Source organism: Streptomyces sp. NBC_00442 (genome assembly GCF_036014195.1).
Taxonomy (GTDB): domain Bacteria; phylum Actinomycetota; class Actinomycetes; order Streptomycetales; family Streptomycetaceae; genus Streptomyces.
The window spans coordinates 4945053-4968219 of record NZ_CP107918.1; the positions used below are offsets into that span (position 1 = coordinate 4945053).

Annotated in this window: 17 protein-coding genes; 7 read left to right on the forward strand and 10 right to left on the reverse strand. The window is 71.9% G+C overall.

Annotation, left to right across the window (positions count from 1 at the left end):
- Positions 1-97: 97 nt before the first annotated feature.
- Positions 98-982, reverse strand: coding sequence for a DUF4429 domain-containing protein (locus tag OG432_RS22135; protein WP_328312692.1), 885 nt, complete (start codon positions 980-982; stop codon positions 98-100).
- 181 nt (positions 983-1163) lie between these two features.
- Here OG432_RS22135 and OG432_RS22140 point away from each other — a divergent pair, with 181 nt between their 5' ends.
- Positions 1164-2756 (forward strand): beta-N-acetylhexosaminidase, encoded by a 1593-nt coding sequence (locus tag OG432_RS22140; RefSeq protein WP_328312693.1) that lies wholly within the window; start codon positions 1164-1166, stop codon positions 2754-2756.
- A 324-nt stretch (positions 2757-3080) separates the two neighbouring features.
- Positions 3081-4190 (forward strand): acyltransferase family protein, encoded by a 1110-nt coding sequence (locus OG432_RS22145; protein ID WP_328312694.1) that lies wholly within the window; start codon positions 3081-3083, stop codon positions 4188-4190.
- A gap of 207 nt (positions 4191-4397) precedes the next feature.
- On the opposite strand, the gene OG432_RS22150 is transcribed toward OG432_RS22145, so the two are convergent.
- From OG432_RS22150 to OG432_RS22175, 6 genes are all read right to left on the reverse strand, one after another.
- Positions 4398-5432 (reverse strand): ABC transporter substrate-binding protein, encoded by a 1035-nt coding sequence (locus tag OG432_RS22150; protein WP_328312695.1) that lies wholly within the window; start codon positions 5430-5432, stop codon positions 4398-4400.
- A 221-nt stretch (positions 5433-5653) separates the two neighbouring features.
- Positions 5654-6301, reverse strand: a complete 648-nt coding sequence (locus OG432_RS22155; protein WP_328312696.1) for a GNAT family N-acetyltransferase — start codon at positions 6299-6301, stop codon at positions 5654-5656.
- 791 nt (positions 6302-7092) lie between these two features.
- Positions 7093-8253 carry an acyl-CoA dehydrogenase family protein gene (locus OG432_RS22160; protein ID WP_328312697.1) on the reverse strand — a complete coding sequence of 387 codons (1161 nt, stop codon included), beginning with the start codon at positions 8251-8253 and terminating at the stop codon, positions 7093-7095.
- A 2-nt stretch (positions 8254-8255) separates the two neighbouring features.
- Positions 8256-9194 carry a hydroxymethylglutaryl-CoA lyase gene (locus tag OG432_RS22165; protein WP_328312698.1) on the reverse strand — a complete coding sequence of 313 codons (939 nt, stop codon included), beginning with the start codon at positions 9192-9194 and terminating at the stop codon, positions 8256-8258.
- A complete protein-coding gene (locus OG432_RS22170; protein ID WP_328312699.1) occupies positions 9191-11146 on the reverse strand; it encodes an ATP-binding protein in 1956 nt (651 codons plus the stop codon). Before OG432_RS22170 ends, OG432_RS22165 begins: the two co-directional genes overlap by 4 nt.
- Positions 11147-11208: 62 nt before the next feature.
- On the reverse strand, positions 11209-12846 hold the full coding sequence (locus tag OG432_RS22175) for a carboxyl transferase domain-containing protein (protein WP_328312700.1): 1638 nt from the start codon (positions 12844-12846) through the stop codon (positions 11209-11211).
- Between the two features lie 110 nt (positions 12847-12956).
- Between OG432_RS22175 and OG432_RS22180 the strand changes: the two genes are divergently transcribed.
- Complete coding sequence (locus tag OG432_RS22180; protein ID WP_328312701.1) at positions 12957-13553, forward strand: SACE_7040 family transcriptional regulator; 597 nt, start codon at positions 12957-12959, stop codon at positions 13551-13553.
- Positions 13554-13636: 83 nt separating this feature from the next.
- Positions 13637-14407, forward strand: coding sequence for a phosphatase (locus OG432_RS22185; protein WP_328312702.1), 771 nt, complete (start codon positions 13637-13639; stop codon positions 14405-14407).
- 300 nt (positions 14408-14707) lie between these two features.
- On the opposite strand, the gene tesB is transcribed toward OG432_RS22185, so the two are convergent.
- The 3 genes from tesB to OG432_RS22200 all read right to left on the reverse strand — a co-directional run bounded on the left by tesB (position 14708) and on the right by OG432_RS22200 (position 18629).
- On the reverse strand, positions 14708-15580 hold the full coding sequence (tesB, locus tag OG432_RS22190) for an acyl-CoA thioesterase II (protein WP_328312703.1): 873 nt from the start codon (positions 15578-15580) through the stop codon (positions 14708-14710).
- 37 nt (positions 15581-15617) lie between these two features.
- A complete protein-coding gene (locus OG432_RS22195; protein ID WP_267053096.1) occupies positions 15618-16775 on the reverse strand; it encodes an acyl-CoA dehydrogenase family protein in 1158 nt (385 codons plus the stop codon).
- Between the two features lie 246 nt (positions 16776-17021).
- Positions 17022-18629 carry a PucR family transcriptional regulator ligand-binding domain-containing protein gene (locus OG432_RS22200; RefSeq protein WP_328312704.1) on the reverse strand — a complete coding sequence of 536 codons (1608 nt, stop codon included), beginning with the start codon at positions 18627-18629 and terminating at the stop codon, positions 17022-17024.
- A gap of 209 nt (positions 18630-18838) precedes the next feature.
- Between OG432_RS22200 and OG432_RS22205 the strand changes: the two genes are divergently transcribed.
- From OG432_RS22205 to OG432_RS22215, 3 genes are all read left to right on the forward strand, one after another.
- On the forward strand, positions 18839-20371 hold the full coding sequence (locus tag OG432_RS22205) for a sodium:solute symporter (protein ID WP_328312705.1): 1533 nt from the start codon (positions 18839-18841) through the stop codon (positions 20369-20371).
- Between the two features lie 47 nt (positions 20372-20418).
- On the forward strand, positions 20419-21384 hold the full coding sequence (speB, locus tag OG432_RS22210) for an agmatinase (protein ID WP_328312706.1): 966 nt from the start codon (positions 20419-20421) through the stop codon (positions 21382-21384).
- Positions 21385-21486: 102 nt separating this feature from the next.
- Positions 21487-23157: a thiamine pyrophosphate-binding protein gene (locus OG432_RS22215; RefSeq protein WP_328312707.1), complete on the forward strand. Its 1671-nt coding sequence runs from the start codon at positions 21487-21489 to the stop codon at positions 23155-23157.
- Positions 23158-23167: the final 10 nt, after the last annotated feature.

Here is a 23167-nt window from a genome sequence, read left to right on the forward strand (position 1 = left end):
GGGCTATCGGGTCCTTACGCAAGAATCCTGCCCGATTCCGGGCAGGATTCGCATGATCACGCTCATGGTCTGGACCAGGGTGGCCCCGGTGGCCGTCTCACAGCCGCTTCAGGACCGCCCGCTTGGCCATCGCGAACTCCTCCTCCGTCAGGACCCCGCTCTGCCGCAGCTCGCCGAGCTCACGCAGACGGCGCAGCAGCACGTCGTGGTCCTCGGCGGGCGGGGCCGCCGGCCCTTCGAGCGCCCCGACCGGCGCGGCGGACTCCAACTGCCGCCGCGGCGCGTGCGGATGCGGCATCCGCGCCACCACGGCCGAGGCGAGCAGCGCCATCAGCGGATCCTTCTTGAAGCCGTTCAGCTCCACCGCGAGCGGGTCGCTGCCGGGGGCGAGCCGTGGGGCGTTCGGCGTGGTCACGAAGCGCAGGTACCCGTCCACCAGTCCCCGTGCGGGCTGCCAGTGCACCGCCTTCACATCCTCCAGGTCGAGGCTGACCGGGCCGGCCGCGGTCTTCTTGTCGTCGGTGTGCCAGGTCCACTCCAGGCGTATCGTGCGCCCGTCGAAGCTGACCGTGCCGTCGCCCGCGCCCACCGTCATCGGCAGCGCGGGCCCCGGCAGGAGATAGCCGTCGACCGGGCCGTCCGGCACCCCGTCGAGCAGCAGCGCGGTGCGCACCTCGTCCACCAGGTACTCCGCCACCGCCGCCGTCCGCGTCTCCACCGCCAGGACGTACGGGTCCGAGCCGTCCGGCAGCTTGCCCGCGGTGACCTGGGTCAGCGGGCACGCGCCGTCCCGCAGCCGCAGCCTGAGCCGCCCGCTCCTGCGCCCCGGCTCGTACGCGATGCCCGCGAGCGCCCCCAACGGCACGGCTGTTTCGCCGAGCGTCCGGCGCAGCAGACCGACCGACTTGTCGCTGCCCGGCACGATGCGCAGCGTGTCGCCGTCGAACGCCCAGGTGCCGTCCTTCTGGATGATTTCCGCCATGGCAGGATTCTTCCACCGCACGATGAGGCGATGATCGCCTTACGGACGTCCTGCCGTGCGAGCCTGCCCCTGCCCTCCGGCCGGTCCGCACCTTGACCCCGGACGGGGTAGCCGGGTCCCATGGAACGTGTTCGGTTGCTCGGCCCCCACAGTTGCGTGCGCCCTTGGAAGGGAACCGCTTGTGAGACAGAGACAGCGCAGGACATTCGCCCGGCTCTTCGGCTCCCTGGTCCTGGTGGCGGCCGCCGGGCTCACGAGCGTCGGAACGTCGGCGGGCCCCGCCGCGGCGGCCGGACCCCGCCCGCTCGGCCAGATCGTGCCCGCCCCCGCCGACGTCTCGGCGGGCGGCACCCCGTACACCATCGGCTCCGCCACCCGGATCAGGGTCACCCCGGGCTCGCCCGAAGTGCAGCGCATCGGCGCCTACCTGGCGGGCGTCCTGCGCCCCTCCACCGGGTACGCCCTGCCGGTCACCGGCGCCGCGGGCGGGGACGGGATCCGTCTGCTGCTCGGCGCCGACGACGAGGGCCTCGGTGACGAGGGCTACCGGCTCACCTCGGCCAAGGGCTCCGTCACCGTCGCCGCGAACACCCCGGCCGGGCTCTTCCACGGCGTGCAGACCCTGCGCCAGTTGCTGCCCGCGGACATCGAGAAGAAGACGAAGCAGACCGGCCCCTGGAAGATCGCGGGCGGCACCATCACCGACGCGCCGCGCTACGCCTACCGGGGCGCGATGATCGACGTATCGCGGCACTTCTTCACCGTCGCCCAGGTCGAGCGCTACATCGACCAGCTCGCCCTCTACAAGATCAACGAGCTGCATCTGCACCTCAGCGACGACCAGGGCTGGCGCATCGCCATCGACTCCTGGCCCCGGCTGGCGACCTACGGCGGCCAGACCCAGGTCGGCGGCGGCAAGGGCGGCTCGTACACGAAGGCGGACTACCGGGCGATCCTCGACCACGCCGCCTCCCGCTACATGGAGGTCGTGCCCGAGATCGACACCCCGGGCCACATCAACGCGGCGCTCGCCTCCTACGCCGAGCTCAACTGCGACGGCGTCGCGCCCCCGCTCTACACCGGCACCCACGTCGGCTTCAGCTCGCTGTGCGTGCCCAAGGAGGTGACGTACAAGTTCTTCGACGACGTGGTGCGCGAGATCGCCGCCATGACGCCGGGGCGCTACGTCCACATCGGCGGTGACGAGGCGCAGTCCACCTCGAAGGAGGACTACGACACCTTCATGACCCGGGCCCAGCCCGTTGTCCACAGGTACGGCAAGACCGTGATGGCCTGGCACCAGATCGTCGACGCCACCCCGATCCCGGGCGCCGTCGCCCAGTACTGGGGCACCACCGGCGACGAGGCGGAGGTCGCCGCTGCGGCACAGGCCGGCACCAAGCTGGTGATGTCACCCGCGAACCGCGCGTACCTCGACATGAAGTACGACGCCAAGACGCCGCTCGGCACCAACTGGGCCGGCTACGTCGAGGTCGACAAGTCCTACTCGTGGGATCCGGACACCTTCGTCCAAGGGGTACCCGCCAACGCGGTGCTCGGTGTGGAGGCGCCGATCTGGTCGGAGACGCTCAGCACCAGCGCGCAGATCGAGTACATGGCCTTCCCGCGGCTCCAGGGAATCGCCGAACTCGGCTGGTCGCCGGCCTCGACGCACGACTGGACGGCCTACAAGACCCGGCTCGCCCAGCAGGGCCCCAGAATGACGGCACTCGGCATCAACTACTACCGCTCGCCGCAGGTGCCCTGGGTGTGATCCCGGCCCGTGCGGCCCGAAAGGTACTGGGGCCGGCAACAAGGGCCCCGCCCCGGACCCGAGGAGCGCGCCCCGCGGGCGTGGACGGCGGCCCCCGCTACGCATACGTCGTAGCGGGGGCCGCCGTCCAGCAACTGCCATTCGCCCCCCACTTCGACGAGGCCCAGGAACGCGTCGAGTGCTCCGGCCGCCGGTGGGCCCGGGGCCCGCAGGCCCGTCGCAAGCGCTCTTCGAGCACTGTTCTCACTCACGTATTGTTCTGACGGTCATATGAACGAGTGGATGGCCTGGGCGAAAAGGGTGAATGGGAAAGTGTCGGCAATCGTGCCTGAGGTGAAGGCGTCAGCGCCGTCCACCCCGGATGCTTTCGCGGTCAGGCCTCGTGGCCGGATCTACGTGCTCGACGGGCTGCGACTGCTGGCGGCCCTCATGGTCGTCGTCTACCACTTCGTCGCTCGCCAGGGCGGCTGGTCGGTGGACGCGAAGACCCTGTTCCCCGGCGTGTTCACACCCGCCGCGTACGGCTGGCTCGGTGTCCAACTCTTCTTCCTGATCAGTGGCTTCGTCATCTGCATGAGCTGCTGGGGCCGGACCCTGGGTGACTTCTTCACCTCGCGGGTCATACGGCTCTTCCCCGCTTACTGGTTCGCGGTGCTCGCCACGGCCGCGGTCCTCACGCTCACTCGTGGGAATGGTCCCCGGCTGTCGTTGAGTACGGTCCTGACCAACTTGACGATGCTCCAGGAGCCGCTCGGTGTCGACCACGTCGACGGGGTCTACTGGACGCTCTTCGCCGAGATGCGCTTCTATCTGCTGTTCGCGGCGCTGGCCTGGTGGGGCCTCACGTACCGCCGGGTGCTCGTGTTCTGCTGGGCATGGGTAGTGGCGAGCGCGATCTTCTGGCAGTACGACGACGGTCCGGTACGGCTGCTCGTGATGCCCGACTACAGCTGGTACTTCATCGGCGGCATCGCCTTCTATCTCATCCACCGTTTCGGCCTGAACCTGCTGCTCGCGGGACTGGTGCTCGTCTCCTTCGGGGGCGCACTGCCCGCGCTGCACTCCAGCTGGAGCCATGTGCCGGGATACGTCGGCCACGCGCTGCCCTACTGGCCGACCATGATCATCCTGGCCCTGTTCTTCGCCGTGATGGCGCTCGTGGCGACCGGCGGGCTGTCCTGGATCACGTGGCGCTGGCTGCCGTATGCCGGTGCGCTCACCTACCCGCTGTACCTGCTGCACGAGGACATCGGGCGGAAGATCATCCAGGGGCTGGAGCCGCATCTCTCGCCGTACGCGGTCCTCGCCTTCACCATCGCCGTCATGCTGGTGGCTTCGTGGCTGGTGCACAGAGCCGTGGAACGGCCGTTGGCGAAGAGGATCAAACGAGGACTGACCCAGGCGCTGTCCCAGGTGCGGGCCGAGGCGTCCTGACGCCCCGTTCGTTCCTCCCGCCCGAGGAATTCCGCGGACCCCGTGCTGACCACCTCGTGCGGGTGTTCGCGCTCCTGGGGGAGGGCCGGAACGCGGCCGGTCCACCATCCCCGGTCATTCACGCAGTGCCTCCGCGGCAGCCCGCATTTCGGGCGCCTTTCCCGTGATCCATAGGTGCGGAGCAGTGGCGGTTTCGGCAGGCTGGTGTCAGGCGACCCTCTTGGCGTTCTCGATGGTCCGGGCGAGGGCGTCGATGATGGGGGCGACCCGTGCGTAGGAGTAGATCGGCTCGGTCAGGCGGGGCACGATCTGCTGGGCCTTGACGGCGGGCAGTTGCGCCCAGGTCGGCTTGGAGCCGAGATCGGCGGGCTGGAGGGTGCCGGTGCGGTTGTCCATGAGGATCAGGTCCGCCGGGTACTTGCCGACGTTCTCCCAGCTGAGCGACTCGAAGAAGCCCTGCGAATCGACCTTCGGGGTGACGAACCGGACGCCCAGTTCCTGGAAGTAGCGGGTGTCGCAGCTCCGCTTGGCCTCGGAGACGTAGAAGAGGTCGGGGCTCGCGGAGCCGAGCAGCACCTTGAGGCCGGGGTTGGCCTTGGTGGCGGCGCGCAGTCGGGCGGAGGCCTTCTCGAAGGCGGCCTTGGCGTCGGTGACCTTCTTCGCGTCGAGGTCCGCGCCGAGCGACTTGGCGAGGTCCGCGCGGCGCTGGAGCGCGGCGGGCATGCTCTCGTCGGCGGCCCACAGGGCGACGCTGGGCGCCAGCTCGAGGATCTTGTCCTTGCTGTTGTCCGGCACGTACCAGAGGACGTCCTTCTGCCACATGTCCGTGATCAGCACGTCGGGCGCCAGGGCCGCGTACTTCTCGACGCTGAACTCGCCGTAGACGTTGCCGATGATCTCGACCTTGCCGATGTCGAGGCCGCCCGCCTGCACATCGGGCTTGCCGTCCTTGGTCTTCGTCGGGCCGAAGACGCCCTTGACCTGGATGCCGTAGTCGAAGAGGGCGGCGGCGGTGCCGGTGTAGGCGACGATGTTCTTCGGCAGGGACTTGGTCTTCGCGGTCCGGCCGCGGTCGTCCGTGAACGACCAGGGCCCGGACGTGCCGGCCCCCGCGGTACCGTCCGCCGACCCGCTCTTCCTGTCGCCGCCACCGCAGGCGGCAAGGGCGGCACCGATGCCGATAGCACCGCCCATGGCCAGCAGGCCGCGGCGGGTGGGCAGGGACGCTCGGGGGTGGGGCATGACGGTGTCCACTTTCCTACGTACGTGCCGGGAACCGGCCACTGACTGGGTGCGAAGGTAAGCCTACCCTTAGCTTTGCTGTGGCCCCGGCCCTCGGTGCCCCGCCCCCGATGCGGCCGCCGCCCGGCGTGGCCGTTCGCGCCGTTCCCCGCGCCCCCCGGCGGAGCCGGGGCCGGACCGCCTTGGCATCGGGAGTCCAGCCGGCCTCTGCCCCAGGGGCCCTACGCCCCGAACTCCGCCCGGCACGCGTCGAGTCCCTCGATCCGGACCTCCACCGTGCGAAGGCGCTCCCACTCCGCGCGCTCGAGGCGCAGCCGCTGGAGGGTGACCGGCCGGTCCTGGACGACGGCGGTGGTGAGCCCGTCGTTGCGGTAGCCGAGCTGGCGCGAGACGCCGAGCGAGCGCGGGTTGTCGGTCATCGCGGCCGAGACGGCGGCCCGCGCTCCCAGGCCGGCGAACGCCACATGCAGGGCCGCCGCCCGCATTTCGGTGCCGATGCCCCGGCCCTGATGGGCGGTGCCGAGCCAGGAGCCCGTCTCCACCTCGCGGGCCACCGCGAAGCGGGTCGCCGCCATGTCCTGCCGGCCGACCACGACCCCCTCGTGCAACACGGCGAGGCTCAGCGTCCAGTCGTCCGGCGACCACGCGGCGATGGTGCCGAGGACGTGCTGCCACACCGCCCGGCCGCGCTCGGCGGGTGAGCCGTCGCTCCACGGCACAACGAACGGCATACGGTCCGCCGCGTGCACCCCGGCCGCCGCCACTCCCGCGAGTTCGCCCAGCAACTCCAGGTCGGGGAGCCGCAGTTCGAGCCGCGGCGTGCGAATGCGCAGGGCGTAGAGGGGCCACCAGGCCTGGGCCGGTTCCATGCACCGACTGTGCCGTGCGCCTTCAGCGCCTGTCGAACGAATTGGCCCTGGGGGAGTCCCGGGCGGGGGCGCAGGGGGGCGAGCCCCTGGGCAAGGAAGGGTGCGGGGTGCAGCGCCCCCGGGCAGGGGTGCGGGGGGTGGAGCCCCAGGGCAGGGGTGCGGGGGGGGGTGGAGCCTTGGGCGGGGGTGCAGGGGGCGGAGCCCCCGCCGGGGTTCGAGGGGCGGAGCCCCTCGGGGGGTCTGGGGCGCAGCCCCAGGGAGCCGCACTCCTCAAGTAGCCGCACGGGCGGGAGGGTGGGGAAACCCGTCGGGGTCTGGGGCGCAGCCCCAGGGAGCCGCACTCTCAAGTTGCCGCACGGGCGGGAGGGTGGGGAAACCCGTCGGGGTCTGGGGCGCAGCCCCAGGGAGCCGCACTCCTCAAGTAGCCGCACGGGCGGGAGGGTAGGCAAACCCCCAGGGAGCCGGGGCCGGGGCCGGGCCCGCCAAGCCGGCCTAGCCCAGGAGCGGCACCTGCCTCCGCAACGGCGCATACGTGAAGCGCACCTTGTGCGACGCACTCGGCTCGTACGCGCGCAGGCACAGCCCACAGTGCCAGTGCCAGCGATCCGCGGCACCCGGCGCCGTCGTCGAGGTGTCCTTCCACAGCGGTGGACGGCTCGCGCAACTGGGGCAGGTCGGGGGATTCACCCTGCCAGGGTGCGGCCCCGGCCCCCCACCGCGGCGCCGACGCGAGCGGCACCACTCCATCGGGGGACCCGGGGCCCAGGGAGCGCGAAGAGCGGGCGCGAACGTCAGGCGGGCAGCCCCAGTTCGCGGGCGATCAGCATCCGCTGCACCTCGCTCGTGCCCTCGCCGATCTCCAGGATCTTGGAGTCGCGCCACATGCGGGCCACCGGATACTCGTTCATGAAGCCGTAGCCGCCGAAGATCTGCGTGCCCTCACGGGCGTTGTCGACCGCCACGGTCGAGGAGTACAGCTTCGCGAGCGCCGCCTCCTTCTTGAACGGCTCTCCGTGCACCAGGCGGGACGCGGCGTCGCGCCAGCCGACCCGCGCCATATGCGCCCGCAGCTCCATGTCGGCCATCTTGAACTGAATGGCCTGGTTCTCGCCGATCGGCCGGCCGAACGCGTGCCGCTCCTTGGCGTACTTCACCGACTCGTCCACGCAGCCCTGTGCGAGCCCGGTCGCGAGCGCCGAGATCGCGATGCGGCCCTCGTCCAGGATGCGCAGGAACTGCGCGTACCCGCGGCCCTCCTCGCCCAGGAGGTTGGCCGCCGGGACGCGCACGTCCGAGAAGGACAGCTCGCGGGTGTCCGACGCGTTCCAGCCGACCTTCGAGTACGGTGCCGCGACCGTGAAGCCCGGCGTGCCGGACGGCACGATGATCGAGGAGATCAGCGGGCGGCCGTCGTCCTTGCGGCCGGTGACCGCCGTGACGGTGACCAGGCCCGTGATGTCCGTACCGGAGTTGGTGATGAAGCACTTCGAGCCGTTGATGACCCACTCGTCGCCGTCGCGCACCGCGGTCGTCCGCGTGCCGCCCGCGTCCGAGCCGCAGTCCGGCTCGGTCAGGCCGAACGCGCCGAGCATCTCGCCCGAGCACAGCTTCGGCAGCCACTCGCGCTTCTGCTCCTCCGTACCGAACCGGAACACCGGCATCGCGCCGAGCGAGACACCGGCCTCCAGGGTGATGGCCACCGACGAGTCGACCCGGGCCAGCTCCTCAAGGGCGATGCCGAGCGCGAGGTAGTCGCCGCCCATGCCGCCGTACTCCTCGGGGAAGGGCAGCCCGAACAGGCCCATGCGGCCCATCTCGCGGACGATCTCGTACGGGAACTCGTGGCGCTCGTAGAAGTCGCCGATCTTCGGGGCGACGACGTCGTGGGCGAACTCCTCGACGGTTCGGCGGAGTTCCTCGTGCTCGGAAGTGAGACGGTGGTCGAGGGGCATGGCTACGACTCCTGGTGGGAGAGGGCACGTACGGTGCGGGAGGGGCTGGGGCGGCCCAGCTGTCCGGCCATCCACACGCTGGTGGCGGTGAGCAGGCCGAGGTCGACCCCGGTGTCGACACCGAGGCCCTTGAGCATCCACACGAGGTCTTCGGTGGCGAGGTTTCCGGTCGCGGACTTCGCGTACGGGCAGCCGCCGAGGCCGCCCGCCGACGCGTCCACGGTGCTCACTCCGTGCTGGAGCGCGGCGAGGGTGTTGGCGAGCGCCTGGCCGTACGTGTCGTGGAAGTGCACGCCGATGGAACTGGTCGGCACGCCCTGTTCGTTGAGCGCGGCGAGCAGGGTCCCGACATGGGCGGGGGTGGCGACCCCGATGGTGTCGCCCAGGCTCAGCTCGTCGCAGCCCATGTCCATGAGGGCCTTCGCGACGCGCACCACCTGCGCCACCGGCACCGCGCCTTCCCACGGGTCGCCGAAGCACATCGACAGATAGCCCCTGACGTGCGCCCCTTCCGTCTTCGCGCGGGTCACCACCGGCTCGAACATCGCGAGCGACTCGTCGACCGTGCGGTTCAGATTGGCCTTGGCGAAGGACTCGGTGGCGCTCGCGAAGACCGCGATGCGGCGGGCACCCAGCGCGAGAGCCCGGTCCAGACCCCGCTCGTTCGGTACGAGGACCGGCAACTCCACGCCGTCGAGGTCGCCAAGGAGCGGGAACAGGGCTTCCGCGTCGGCGAGTTGGGGAACCCACGTGGGGCGCACGAAGCTCGTCGCCTCGATGGTGGTCAGGCCGGCGGCCGCGAGGCGGTGCACGAACTCGGCCTTGATCTCGGTCGGCACGACCGACTTCTCGTTCTGCAGCCCGTCGCGCGCGCCGACCTCGTGGATGCGGACCCGGGCCGGAAGGCCCTGCGCCGGTACGACCATGGGCAGGTCGGTCATGAGGTCTCCTGGGGGGCTGTGGCGTCGGCGGCCGGGGTGACGACGGCCAGGACCTGGTCCATGGCCACGGTCGAGCCGGCAACGACGTCGAGCTCGGTGACCGTGCCGGCGTGCGGCGCGGAGATCACGTGCTCCATCTTCATCGCCTCGACCACCAACAGGCTCTGCCCGGCGTCGACTTCGTCGCCGACCGCGACCTTGACGACGGTGACCGTGCCCGGCATGGGCGCGGCCAGGGTGTCGGCGCCGCCGTGGCTGCGGCCGGACAGGGCGGCCTCCACGGCGTCGTGGTCGACCACGTGCCAGCTGTCGCCGTCCCGGCCGAGCCAGTTCTTGGCGCGGTGGAAGGTGTGCGTGATGCCGTCGAGCTCGACGGTGACCCGGTCGGAGGTGACGGCCGCCCCGGCGGGGGCGGTGCGCGTCACGGGTTCGAGTCCCGTCACGCGCAGCGGGAACGCCGGAGCGGTGGGCTCGCCGCCCATGCGCCAGCCGCTCGGCACCGAGAACGGGTCGGTCCAGGCGTCGTCGGAAGCGGGCAGCAGTCCGTCAAGGCGTACGGCGGCCGCCGCCGCGTACACCTCCTCGGGCACGCCGTCGGGGACCAGCCCGTCCGCCTCGCGCTCGACGAGGCCGGTGTCCAACTCGCCTTCCACCACGGCCGGGTGGGCCAGCAGGCGGCGCAGGAACCCGGCGTTGGTGGGCACGCCGAGGGTCACGGTGTCGGCGAGCGCGGCGCGCAGCCTGCGCAGTGCGGTCGCCCGGTCGGGCCCGTACGCGATGACCTTGGACAGCATCGGGTCGTACAGGCTGCCGACCTCGGTGCCCTCGCTCAGGCCCGAGTCCGTGCGCACTCCGTCGCCCTGCGGCTCGCGCAGCGCCAGGACCGTACCGCCGGACGGCAGGAAGCCGCGGGACGGATCCTCGGCGCACAGGCGGGCCTCGATGGCATGGCCTGTGAGGGTGATGTCCTTCTGTTCGTACGGGAGTTGCTCACCCGAGGCGACCCTGAGCTGCCACTCCACCAGGTCGATGCCGGTGATGAGCTCGGTCACCGGGTGCTCGACCTGGAGGCGGGTGTTCATCTCCATGAAGTAGTACGAGGACGGGTCGCTGCCCGGCACGATGAACTCGACGGTGCCCGCGCCCGAGTACCCGCACGAGCGGGCCGCCTGGACGGCCGCCTCGCCCATCGCGGCGCGCGTCTCCTCGTCGAGCAGGACGCTGGGCGCCTCCTCGATGATCTTCTGATGGCGGCGCTGGAGCGAGCACTCGCGCTCGCCGAGGTGGATCACGTTGCCGTGGCCGTCGGCGAGCACCTGGATCTCGATGTGGCGCGGCCGGTCGATCCACCGCTCCACGAGCAGCGTGTCGTCGCCGAAGGAGGACCGGGCCTCGCGGCGGGCGGCCGCGATCTCTTCGCCGAGCAGGGCCTCCTCGCGCACCAGGCGCATGCCCTTGCCGCCGCCGCCCGCGCTCGGCTTGAGCAGCACCGGCATGCCGATCTCCCGTGCCGCGTCGGCCAGTTGGGTGTCGGTCAAGCCGCTGCCGGAAGAGCCCGGAACGACCGGGACGCCCGCCCGCTGCACGGTCTCCTTGGCGCGGATCTTGTCGCCCATCAGGGAGATCGCGTCGGCGCTCGGCCCGATGAAGACCAGGCCGGCGTCGGCGCAGGCCGCCGCGAATCCCGCGTTCTCCGCGAGGAAGCCGTAGCCCGGATGGACGGCCTGGGCGCCGGTGCGCAGCGCCGCCTCGATGAGCCGCTCGGGACGCAGATAGCTCTCCGCGGCGGCCGCCGGGCCGATGCGGACCGCCGTGTCCGCCTCCCGGACGTGGCGTGCCTCGGCGTCCGCGTCGCTGAACACGGCGACCGAGCGGATGCCGAGCTGTCGCAGGGTGCGGATGACGCGGACCGCGATCTCGGCCCGGTTGGCGACGAGCACTGTCGTGAACATGGAAGCCCTCAACGTAGAAGTCGACGCGGATGTCGTCCCGGGTGTCTCAGCCGTCATGTCCGTCACATCCGGAAGACGCCGAAGGCGGGGTCGGCGAGCGGGGCGTTGGCGCAGGCGGTCAGGGCGAGCCCGAGGACCTGGCGGGTGTCGATCGGGTCGATCACTCCGTCGTCCCAGAGGCGGGCCGTCGCGTAGTAGGCGTTGCCCTGGGTCTCGTACTGCTCGCGGATGGGGGCCTTGAAGGCCTCCTCGTCCTCGGCGCTCCAGTCGTCGCCCAACTGGTCGCGCTTGACGGTCGCGAGGACGGACGCGGCCTGTTCGCCGCCCATCACCGAGATCTTGGCGTTGGGCCACATCCACAGGAAGCGGGGGCTGTAGGCCCGGCCGCACATCGAGTAGTTGCCCGCGCCGTACGACCCGCCGACGACGACGGTCAGCTTCGGCACCCGGGTGCAGGCCACCGCCGTCACCATCTTCGCGCCGTGCTTGGCGATGCCGCCCGCCTCGTAGTCACGGCCCACCATGAAGCCCGAGATGTTCTGCAGGAACACCAGCGGAATGCCGCGCTGGTCGCACAGCTCGATGAAGTGGGCGCCCTTCTGGGCGGATTCGGAGAATAGGATGCCGTTGTTGGCGACGATCCCGACCGGGTGGCCGTGGATCCGCGCGAAGCCGGTCACGAGCGTCTGCCCGTACTCCGCCTTGAACTCCTGGAAGCGCGAGCCGTCGACGACCCGGGCGATCACTTCCCGCACGTCGTAGGGGGTGCGTGAGTCGACCGGCACCGCGCCGTAGAGCCCGAACGGGTCGGCCTTCGGCTCCTCGGCCGGCTCCACCGACCAGGGCAGCGGGCCGCGATCGGGCAGGGTGGCCACGATGTTGCGGACGATCCGCAGCGCGTGCGCGTCGTCCTCGGCCAGGTGGTCGGTGACGCCGGAGACCCGCGAGTGGACCTCGCCGCCGCCGAGCTCCTCGGCCGTGACGACCTCGCCGGTCGCCGCCTTCACCAGCGGGGGGCCGCCCAGGAAGATCGTGCCCTGGTTGCGGACGATCACGGCCTCGTCGCTCATCGCGGGCACATACGCGCCGCCCGCCGTGCACGAGCCGAGCACGGCCGCGATCTGCGGGATGCCGGCGCCCGACATCCGGGCCTGGTTGTAGAAGATCCGGCCGAAGTGCTCGCGGTCGGGGAAGACCTCGTCCTGCATCGGCAGGAACGCGCCGCCCGAGTCGACCAGATAGAGGCACGGCAGCCGGTTCTCCAGGGCCACCTCCTGGGCCCGCAGGTGCTTCTTCACGGTCATCGGGTAGTACGTGCCGCCCTTGACCGTGGCGTCATTGGCGACGATCACGCACTCGCGGCCGCTCACCCGCCCGATCCCGGCGATCACACCCGCGGCGGGCGCCTGCCCGCCGTACATTCCCTCGGCGGCCAGCGGAGCCAGTTCGAGGAAGGGCGAGCCCGGGTCCAGGAGCGCGTCCACGCGGTCCCTCGGCAGCAGCTTGCCGCGCGCCACGTGCCGGGCGCGGGACCGCTCACCTCCGCCGAGCCGGGCCGCGGCGAGCCGGGCCCGCAGCTCCTCGCCGAGCGCGTGGTGCGCGGCCTCGTTGGCCCGCCAGGCCTCGGAGGCGGGATCGTCCCCCAGGGAATCCGTCCCGGGGGGACCCCCAGCACTCCCCAGCACCGGTGCCTGCTGCATCGTGTCGAGCCCCCTTGCCCGTGCGCGGCGACGTCAACGGAGGTTAATGGCCGTTAACTCGTTTCGTTCAGGTTAACGAGCGCTAACCCCATTGTCTAGAATGACTTCCCATGAGCACCCGTACCGACGCCCCGACCCGCCGCGAGCAGATCCTGCGCGAGGCCGCCCGGCTCTTCGCCGAACGCGGCTTCCACGGCGTCGGCGTCGACGAGATAGGGGCCGCCGTCGGCATCAGCGGCCCCGGCCTGTACCGGCACTTCGCGGGCAAGGACGCGATGCTGGCCGAGCTGCTCGTCGGCATCAGCGGGCGGCTGTACGACGGCGGGCGCAAACGAGTCGCCGAGGCCGAGGGCGACCCCGAGCGGCTGCTCGGCGCGCTCATCGACGGGCACATCGACTTCGCCCTCGACGACCGGTCCCTGATCACCCTGCACGACCGCGAGCTCGACCGGCTCCGCGACAGCGACCGCAAGCTGGTGCGCCAGCTCCAGCGGCAGTACGTCGAGCTGTGGGTCGGCGTGGTGAGCGAGCTGTATCCGCCGGTGCCGGAGGCGGAGGTGCGCGGGGCGGTGCACGCGGTGTTCGGGCTGCTCAACTCCACCCCGCACCTCGGTACGCACGGCTCCGGGCTGCCCGGCCGGGCCGGCACCGAGGCGCTGCTCCGCCGTCTGGCGCACGGCGCGTTCGCCTCCTTGGACGCACGCTGAGCCCGCTGCGCCGCCCCCGGCGGCCCGTCCGCGGCTCGGGACGCACCGGCCGTGCGCGGCGCGGGCGGGGCAGAATGGGCGGCATGCCGATACCCAGCCGTGCCGCCCTTGTCGACCACCTAGTCCGCACCCGTATCGCCGGCGACGTCGCCACGCCCCGCGACAACAACCTCTCCCACTACCGCAGGCTCGCCAACGGCGACCGCCACTACTGGCTGGGCCTGGAGCTGGGCGACCGCTGGGCCGACGAGCAGGACGTGCTCGCCGTCATGGCCGAGCGCTGCGGCGTCGTCGACGACCCCGAGCACCGCGCCGGTCAGGACACCATCGACCCGGAGCTCACGGTCGACGGCCTCGACCGGATGGCGGCGCGGCTGCGCAAGGCGGCGGCGGGGCGGCAGCGGGTCCTGTTCGCGACCGGGCACCCGGGCGCGCTCCTGGACGTCCACAGCCGGACCGCGGCGGCGCTGCGGGCGGCCGGCTGCGACATCGTACGGATCCCCGGCGGGCTCACGGCCGACGAGGGGTACGTCGTGCAGTTCGCGGACGTGGCCGTGTTCGAGCGGGGCGCGTCGCTGTGGCACACCCACTCGCCGGAGCCCATGCGGGCGATTCTCGGCGCCCTCGAAACGCCGCCGGACCTCGTGGTCGCGGATCACGGGTGGGCGGGGTGCGCGGGGCAGCTCGGGGTCGACGCGATGGGGTACGCGGACTGCAACGACCCCGCGCTCTTCATCGGCGAGGCGGAGGGGTCGCTCCAGGTGACGGTGCCGCTGGACGACCACGTCCTGGACCCCCGCTTCTACGAGCCGATGACGGCATACCTGCTCGACGCGGCGGGCCTCTCGGCCTGACCCCGGGGCGTGTTCACCCACCTCCCGCCCGTGCGGCTACTTGAGGGGTGCGGCTCCCTGGGGGCTCCGCCCCCAGACCCCCGTTCGCGCCTTAAGGGCGCTCGTCCTCAATCTCCCCCAAGGCCTTAAGGGCCAGGGGGGACCCCCATGACGGGCTGAGGATGTCCATGCTGCCCGGCACCGAGCAGTTAAGGGGCGCGGGGAACTGCGCGGGAAGCGGGCACGGTCCGCACCCGAAAACCGGCCGTTCAAGGGGCGCGGGGAACTGCGCGCACCCGGGGTTCGCACGCCGGGTGGGGCTCAGCGGGGGATCCGGACGACGCCCTCCTGGATCACCGTGATCGCCAGACGGCCGTCCTGGGTGTAGATGCGGGCCTGCCCCAACCCCCGCCCGCCGGAGGCGGACGGCGACTCCTGGTCGTACAGGAGCCATTCGTCCGCCCGGAACGGCCGGTGGAACCACATCGCGTGGTCCAGCGAAGCGCCCACCACGTCACCCACGGTCCACCCGCCCCGCCCGTGCGCGAGCAGCACCGAGTCGAGCAGCGTCATGTCGGAGACGTACGTCGCGAGGCAGACATGGAGCAGCGGATCGTCCGCGAGCTTGCCGTTCGTGCGGAACCACACCTGCGAGCGCGGCTCGCGCGGGGTGCCGACCGTGCCCCAGGGCGGGGCGTCCACGTACCGCAGGTCGACCGCCGCGCGGGCTTCGAGGAGGCGGTCCACGACACCGGGGTCGTGGAAGGCACCGGCGTATCGCGGCAGCATCTCCGCGGCCGTCGGCAGCGACTCCGGGTCCGGCGCGGGCGGCATGTCCGCCTGGTGCTCCATGCCCTCCTCGTACCTCTGGAACGACGCCGAGAGGTGGAAGATCGGCTGGCCGTGCTGGATGGCGACGACGCGCCGGGTCGTGAAGGAGGCGCCGTCGCGGATGCGGTCGACCGTGTAGACGATCGGCGCGCCGGGGTCGCCCGCCCGCAGGAAGTACGCGTGCAGCGAGTGCGCGAGCCGCTCGGCGGGGACGGTGCGGCCCGCCGCGACCAGGGCCTGCGCGGCCACCTGGCCACCGAAGACGCGGGGGACCACCGCCGAGCGGGAGCGTCCCCGGAAGATGTCCTCCTCGATCCGCTCCAGGTCGAGCAGATCGAGGAGGTTCTCAAGTGCCTGATGCATGACGCTAGTTGTATCCGACCGCCGCCGTGACGGGCCCTTACAGGCCCATGTTCTTGGCGATGATCGACTTCATGATCTCGCTGGTCCCGCCGTAGATCCGGTTCACCCGGTTGTCCGCGTACAGGCGGGCGATGGGGTACTCGTTCATGAAGCCGTAGCCGCCGTGCAGCTGGAGGCAGCGGTCGATGACGCGGTGCGCGACCTCGGTGCAGAACAGCTTCGCGGACGCGGCCTCGGCCGGCGTCAGCTCGCCCGCGTCGAGCGCTTCGAGCGCGCGGTCGGCGACGGCCTCGGCGGCGTCCACCTCGGCCTGGCAGGCGGCCAGTTCGAACTTGGTGTTCTGGAACGAGGCGACCGTCTTGCCGAAGACCGTACGGTCCTGGACGTACTCCTTGGCGAACCGCACCGCCGCCTTGGCCTGGGCGTACGCGCCGAACGCGATGCCCCAGCGCTCGGACGCGAGGTTGTGGCCGAGGTAGTAGAAGCCCTTGTTCTCCTCGCCGAGCAGGTCCTCGACGGGCACCTTCACGTCCACGAACGCCAGCTCGGCGGTGTCGGAGGTCTTCAGGCCCAGCTTGTCGAGCTTGCGGCCGACCGAGTAGCCCTCGGACTTGGTGTCCACCGCGAACAGCGAGATGCCGTGGCGGCGGTCCTCGGCGGTGGGCGCGTCGGTGCGGGCACAGACGATCACGCGGTCGGCGTGGACGCCGCCGGTGATGAACGTCTTCGCGCCGTTGAGGACGTAGTGCGAGCCGTCCTCGGAGAGCTTGGCGGTGGTCTTCATGCCCGCGAGGTCGGAGCCGGTGCCGGGCTCGGTCATCGCCAGCGCCCACATCTCCTCGCCGGTGACGAACTTCGGCAGGAAGCGCTTCTTCTGCTCGTCGGTGGCGAGCATCTTGATGTAGGGCAGGCCGAGCAGCACGTGCACGCCCGAGCCGCCGAACTGGACGCCCGCGCGGGCCGTCTCCTCGTACATCACGGCCTCGAACTTGTACGAGTCGATGCCGGCGCCGCCGAACTCCTCGTCCACGCGGATGCCGAAGATCCCGAGGTCGGCCAGCTTGGAGTAGAACTCGCGCGGCACGATGCCCGCGGCGAACCACTCGTCGTAGGCGGGCACGACCTCGGCCTCGATGAAGGCGCGCAGGGTGTCCCGGAACGCCTCGTGGTCCTCGTCGAAAACGGTACGGCGCACGGACGCCCTCCTCGGGTGGCAGTTTGGCCAAGCATTGGCTAAGCGCTTGCTCAGGTTGAATAACGAAGTTACCCGGCGGTCACCGGCGCTGTCCAGGGGTCCGGAGTGAGACGCCCCACTCTGGACCGCCATCGCACGAGAGCCTCGCGCCCATGGCTACGGAAACCGAAGGTGGGGGAGCTGCCCGGCCCCCGGCCCGGACGGGGTGTGACCCGCAGACCGCGTCGCGCAGCCGGCGCAGCCGGGTCACCCCTGCTTCAGGGCCAGCCACAGCTCCGTGCGGACGTCCATGTCGTCCAGGTCGGTGCCGAGCAGTGCCGCGCAGCGGCCGATCCGCTGGCGGACGGTGTTGCGGTGCACGCCGAGTGCCACCGCGCTGCGGTCCCAACTCCCGTGCAGCGAGAGCCAGGTGCGCAATGTGGCGCGCAGGGTTTCGGTGAGCGGGGCGAGCAGTTCGCGGGCGTACGCGGCGGCCTCCTCGGGGTCCACGAGCGCCCCGAATCCGGCGGGGCGGTGCCGGGCGAGGGTGACGCGGGTCGCCTCCGCGCGCTCCAGGGCGCGGGCGGCCTGCGTGTCGGCGACGGTCAGCCCGTCGAGCCCGGCCGGGGCGCTGATGCCCAGGGTCCAGCCCGGGTGCGGGGTGACCTCGCGGTCGGCCGGCACGAGGGCGCGTACGCGGTGGTCGTCCGCCTCGACCAGCGGCGTCCCGAGGTCGGGCGCCGGACCCTGGCCCCGGGCGTGCACGACGCACCACGGTCCCGCGCCGAGCAGCGCCCCGGCCTCTTCCGGGGCGGCGCCCAGCAGCATCCGTACCAGCGCGGCCGAACGGGCCGCCTCGTCGGCGCCCTGGCGCTCGGCGGTGAGCAGGGTGAGCAGCACGGCCGCGACCCCGGCGATGGTGTGGTCGCCGGGGGTGCGGTGGGGGGTGGCGAGCGCGAGCACGCGGGGCCCCGCGAGGGCGTACGCGGTGAGGTGGGCGCCGGCCGCGGTGTCGCTTGCGGTGAGCGCGCTTCCCCCGCCCCGCCCCTTCCCGCTGCGACACTCAGCGGCTTCGCCCCCGGACCCGCGCTCCTCGAACGCCGGAGGGGCTGGGGAATGCAGCCCCTCCGGCGTTCGAGGAGCGGGGTCCGGGGCGGGGCCCCGTGTCCACCGGCCGTCGGCCGGATCCGCCGGAGGCTTTCGGGAAGGGGCGGGGCGGGGAAGATCCGTCGAAGGCGCCACCACCCGCACCAGCCCCCGCACCCCCGCCCCCACGGCGTCGGACGGTTCCGGCCCCGCCGAATCCAGCACCGACCCCGCCGGGGTCATCAGGGCCGCCCACCCCCCGACCCGCCCCGCGAGGACCCGCAGGACCGCTCCCACCGGATCGAGCCGGGCCGCAGCCGTGGCCAGCGCCCGCTGCCCCTCGCTCACCCGCCGCAACTCGTCCTCCCGAGCCCGCGCCATCAGCAGCCACACCGCCCGCGCCACCCCGGAGAACGTCGTCTGCGGCGGCACCTCCAAGAGGGGGAGGCCGTGGCGGGCACAGGCCTCCACCAGCGCCGGCGGCACCGCGTCGTACACCGGGGCCACGCCGAAGCCGAGGGCCGCCGCCCCCGCGGCCGCCGCCCGGGACACGTAGACCTCGGGGTCGGGGAGCTGCACCCCCGCCGTCATCAGGAGCTCGCCGCCGAGCAGGTACGGGAACGGGTCGGCCATCTCCGAGGTGTGCACCCAGCGGATGGACGCGTCCGGTGGCCCCGCGAGCTGCCGCAGGCCGAGGTCGGCGCGGGCGAGCAGCGCGATGAGCGCGATGGGCGGGGTGGGGGGAGCGGTCGGTGCGGTCGGGGTGGGCGGCGTGGTCGAGTCCGGCATGGTGGACGATCCATCCATCGGCAGCGTCAGGAGTGGAGGAAACGTACACTTCAACGTTGCTTTCCGGCCACCTAAGGTCGTGCCGAACCGAAGGCCGCGGGTACGGGCGGATGTCCCCGCGAACAGCCGACGGACCCTCGATGTCTCCCCCGAGCCTCGACAACCCCCTGCACGACACGCCACCGAGTGAGCGCGAAGGAGGGCCCCGCATGGCCGTCGACTACACAGTGATCGTCGTCTATCTCGCCGGGATGCTGGCGATGGGCTGGTGGGGCATGCGCCGCGCCCGGTCGAAGTCCGAATTCCTCGTCGCGGGGCGACGGTTGGGGCCCGCGATGTACTCCGGGACGATGGCCGCCATCGTGCTCGGCGGCGCCTCCACCATCGGCGGCGTGGGCCTCGGCTACACGTACGGCCTGTCCGGCGCCTGGATGGTGTTCACCATCGGCCTCGGTCTTCTCGCGCTCTCCGTCTTCTTCTCCGCCCGCATCGCCCGGCTGCGCGTCTACACCGTCTCCGAGATGCTGGACCTGCGCTACGGAGGCCGGGCCGGGCTCATCTCCGGACTCGTGATGTGGGCCTACACGCTGATGCTCGCGGTCACCTCGACCATCGCCTACGCCACCATCTTCGACGTCCTCTTCGATCTGAACCGCACGGTCGCGATCGTCCTCGGCGGCGCCATCGTCGTCGCGTACTCGACGCTCGGCGGCATGTGGTCCATCACCCTCACCGACATGGTGCAGTTCGTCGTCAAGACGATCGGGGTGCTGCTGCTCCTGCTGCCCATCGCCGTCGTCAAGGCCGGCGGCTTCGGCGCGATGAAGGCGAAGCTGCCCACCGGCTACTTCGACCCGCTCGGCATCGGCGGCGAGACGATCTTCACGTACGTCCTGATCTACACGTTCGGCATGCTCATCGGGCAGGACATCTGGCAGCGCGTGTTCACCGCGCGCAGCGACAAGGTCGCCCGGCTCGGCGGCACCGTCGCCGGGACGTACTGCCTGGTGTACGCCGTCGCGGGCGCCGTCATCGGCACCGCCGCCAAGGTGCTCTACCCGAACCTCGGCAGCGCCGACGACGCGTTCGCCACCATCGTGAAGGCCGAACTCCCCGTCGGTGTAAGGGGGTTGGTGCTCGCCGCCGCCCTCGCCGCCGTGATGTCCACCTCCTCCGGCGCGCTCATCGCCTCCGCCACCGTCGCCAACAATGACATCTGGGCGCGGCTGCGCGGCAGGTCCGGGCAGGCCGGCACCGACCACGACGAGGTGAAGGGCAACCGGGTCTTCATCCTCGTCATGGGCCTCGTCGTGATCGTCATCGCGACCCGCCTGAGCAGCGTCGTCGAGGGCCTCACCGTCGCCTACGACCTGCTCGTGGGCGGGCTGCTCGTGCCGATCCTCGGCGGGCTGCTGTGGAAGCGCGGCACCGCCTCGGGCGCGCTCGCCTCGGTGGTCGTCGGCGGCCTCGCGGTCGTCGCGCTCATGGTGCGCTACGGCATCCTCGCCAACGAGCCCGTCTACTACGGGCTGCTCGCCTCGCTCCTCGCGTACGTCGTCGTGTCGTACGCCACCGAGCCGACCGACGCCGCGGTGCTCGCCGTCTGGCGCGAGCGGCTGGCCGGGCGCGGACCGGATCCCGAGGGGCCGGATCCCGAGGGGCCGGATCCCGAGGGGCCGGCTCCCGACGGACCGGATCCCGACGAGCCGGCGGCCGCCGACGCGGCACCGGCGCACAGCTAGAGTCACACTGATAAAGCGCATAAACGCTGAAACGAAGGGCAATTCAGATGAGCAGCAACGAAACGCCGCGCGGTCCGATCGACTCGTCCCGCATTCCGCGGTACGCCGGGCCCGCGACCTTCGCCCGGCTGCCCCGCCTCGACGAGGTCGGCACCGCCGATGTCGCCGTGGTCGGCGTGCCCTTCGACAGCGGTGTCTCCTACCGGCCCGGCGCCCGCTTCGGCGGCAACGCCATCCGCGAGGCCTCCCGTCTGCTGCGCCCGTACAACCCCGCCCAGGACGCCTCGCCCTTCGCGCTCGCCCAGGTCGCCGACGCCGGTGACATCGCGGCCAACCCGTTCAACATCAACGAGGCCGTCGACACGATCGAGGCGGCCGCCGACGACCTGCTCGGCACCGGCGCCCGCCTCATGACGCTCGGCGGCGACCACACCATCGCGCTGCCGCTGCTCCGCTCCGTCGCCAAGAAGCACGGCCCGGTCGCGCTGCTCCACTTCGACGCGCACCTCGACACCTGGGACACCTACTTCGGCGCCGAGTACACCCACGGCACCCCGTTCCGCCGGGCCGTCGAGGAAGGCATCCTCGACACCGAGGCGCTCTCGCACGTCGGTACCCGCGGCCCGCTGTACGGCAAGCAGGACCTGACCGACGACGAGAAGATGGGCTTCGGCATCGTCACCTCCGCCGACGTCTACCGGCGCGGCGCCGACGAGGTCGCCGACCAGCTCCGCCAGCGCATCGGCGACCGCCCGCTGTACATCTCCATCGACATCGACTGCCTCGACCCGGCCCACGCGCCCGGCACCGGCACCCCCGAGGCCGGCGGCATGACCTCGCGCGAGCTCCTGGAGATCCTGCGGGGCCTGTCCTCCTGCAACCTGGTCTCCGCCGACGTCGTCGAGGTCGCCCCGGCCTACGACCACGCCGAGATCACCAGCGTGGCCGCCTCGCACACCGCCTACGAGCTGACCACGATCATGTCCCGCCAGATCGCGGCGAGCCGCGCCTGAAGCGCGGAACGGACCGGGAACGATCAACAGCATCGGCCCGGCGGCCGGGGGACCGGCGCCGGGCCGAAGGCCGAGCTCCAAGGACTCCAAGGAGAGGACGCGATGACCCACGACCACGACCTCGTGCTGCGCCCCACGCCGCGCCAGGTGGAAGCCGCCCTCAACCCGCCCGCCGGGCGCAACGGCGGTGACCTGGTGGTCGAGACCCTCGCCGGGCTCGGCGCCACCACCGTGTTCGGACTGCCGGGCCAGCACGCGCTCGGCATGTTCGACGCGCTGCGCCGCTCGGACCTGCGGTACGTCGGCCTCCGGGTCGAGAACAACGCGGGCTTCGCCGCCGACGCGTACGGCCGGGTCACCGGCGAGGCGGCCCCGCTGCTCCTCTCGACCGGCCCCGGCGCGCTGACCTCGCTCGCCGCCCTCCAGGAGGCGGCGGCCGCCTCGTCACCGGTCCTCGCGATCTCAAGTCAGGTCCCTACGGCGGGACTTGGCGGCGGACGGCACGGCTATCTCCACGAACTGCGCGACCAGAAGGCCTCGTTCCGCGACGTGGTCAAGTCCGTCCACACCGTGCGCAGCCAGTCGCAGATCCCCTCCGCGATCGCGGCCGCCTGGGAGTCGGCGCTGACCGCGCCGCACGGCCCCGTGTGGGTGGAGATCCCGCAGGACGTGCTGCTCGCCGAGACGGCGCTGCCCGTCGTCACGCCCATGGACGCGTTCCCCGAGGACGTCGTCCCGCGCCCCGAACTGACCGCCATGGCAGCCGAGTTGCTGGCGAACGCGGCCCGCCCCGCCATCATCGCGGGCGGCGGTGTCGTACGCGCCGACGCCGCCGGCAAGCTCCTCGCGCTCGCCGAGAAGCTGGACGCGCCGGTCGTGACGACCTTCGGCGGCAAGGGCGCCTTCCCGTGGGAGCACCCGCTCTCGCTCCAGTCCTGGCTGGAGGACCGGCACACCACGGACTTCCTTGAGGACGCCGACGTCCTGCTCGTGATCGGCTCCGGACTCGGCGAGCTGTCGTCGAACTACCACACGTTCCAGCCGCGCGGCCGGATCGTCCAGATCGAGGCCGACCTCGGCAAGCTGGAGTCCAACCACCCGGCCCTCGGTATCCACGCGGACGCCCGCATCGCCCTCCAGGCCCTGCTCGAAACGGTCGCGGAACGTGACGACGACACGGCGGCCGAGCGGGTACGGACCGTGCTCGGGAAGGTCCGCGAGCGGATCGACGCGCAGGACGTGGGCGAGGAGCGGCGCATCCTGGCCGCCGTGCGCGAGGCACTGCCCGCCGGGTCGCCCAGCTTCTGGGACATGACGATCCTCGCCTACTGGGCCTGGTCGGCCTGGCCCGGCTCGATGCACTCGGCGCAGGGCGCCGGAGGCCTCGGCTACGGCTTCCCCGCGGCCCTCGGCGCGGCCGTCGCCGACCCCGGGCGCCCGGTCCTCGCGGTGTCCGGCGACGGCGGCGCGATGTACTCGATCGCGGAGCTCGCCACGGCCAGGCAGTACGACCTCCCGGTCACCTGGCTGATCGTCGACGACGGCGGCTACGGCATCCTGCGCGAGTACATGACGGACACGTTCGGCGAGGCCACCGCCACCGAGCTGGCCCGGCCGGACTTCGTGGCCCTCGCCGAGTCCTTCGGCGTCCCGGCCGTCCGCACCACCGCGGACACCCTGACCGCCGACCTGTCCAAGGCGCTGGCCGCCCCCGGGCCCTCGGTGGTAGTCCTCCCCGCCCTCCTGAAGATGTTCGCGCCGACGCACCTCTGAGACCCCGCCG

Excerpts from the sequence above, each read along its gene's own strand:
- OG432_RS22135 (WP_328312692.1), bottom strand. The coding sequence starts at position 982 with ATGGCGGAAATCATCCAGAAGGACGGCACCTGGGCGTTCGACGGCGAC.
- OG432_RS22150 (WP_328312695.1), bottom strand. The coding sequence starts at position 5,432 with ATGCCCCACCCCCGAGCGTCCCTGCCCACCCGCCGCGGCCTGCTGGCC.
- OG432_RS22155 (WP_328312696.1), bottom strand. The coding sequence starts at position 6,301 with ATGGAACCGGCCCAGGCCTGGTGGCCCCTCTACGCCCTGCGCATTCGC.
- OG432_RS22160 (WP_328312697.1), bottom strand. The coding sequence starts at position 8,253 with ATGCCCCTCGACCACCGTCTCACTTCCGAGCACGAGGAACTCCGCCGA.
- OG432_RS22165 (WP_328312698.1), bottom strand. The coding sequence starts at position 9,194 with ATGACCGACCTGCCCATGGTCGTACCGGCGCAGGGCCTTCCGGCCCGG.
- OG432_RS22170 (WP_328312699.1), bottom strand. The coding sequence starts at position 11,146 with ATGTTCACGACAGTGCTCGTCGCCAACCGGGCCGAGATCGCGGTCCGC.
- OG432_RS22175 (WP_328312700.1), bottom strand. The coding sequence starts at position 12,846 with ATGCAGCAGGCACCGGTGCTGGGGAGTGCTGGGGGTCCCCCCGGGACG.
- OG432_RS22180 (WP_328312701.1), top strand. The coding sequence starts at position 12,957 with ATGAGCACCCGTACCGACGCCCCGACCCGCCGCGAGCAGATCCTGCGC.
- OG432_RS22185 (WP_328312702.1), top strand. The coding sequence starts at position 13,637 with ATGCCGATACCCAGCCGTGCCGCCCTTGTCGACCACCTAGTCCGCACC.
- tesB (WP_328312703.1), bottom strand. The coding sequence starts at position 15,580 with ATGCATCAGGCACTTGAGAACCTCCTCGATCTGCTCGACCTGGAGCGG.
- OG432_RS22200 (WP_328312704.1), bottom strand. The coding sequence starts at position 18,629 with ATGCCGGACTCGACCACGCCGCCCACCCCGACCGCACCGACCGCTCCC.
- OG432_RS22205 (WP_328312705.1), top strand. The coding sequence starts at position 18,839 with ATGGCCGTCGACTACACAGTGATCGTCGTCTATCTCGCCGGGATGCTG.
- speB (WP_328312706.1), top strand. The coding sequence starts at position 20,419 with ATGAGCAGCAACGAAACGCCGCGCGGTCCGATCGACTCGTCCCGCATT.
- OG432_RS22215 (WP_328312707.1), top strand. The coding sequence starts at position 21,487 with ATGACCCACGACCACGACCTCGTGCTGCGCCCCACGCCGCGCCAGGTG.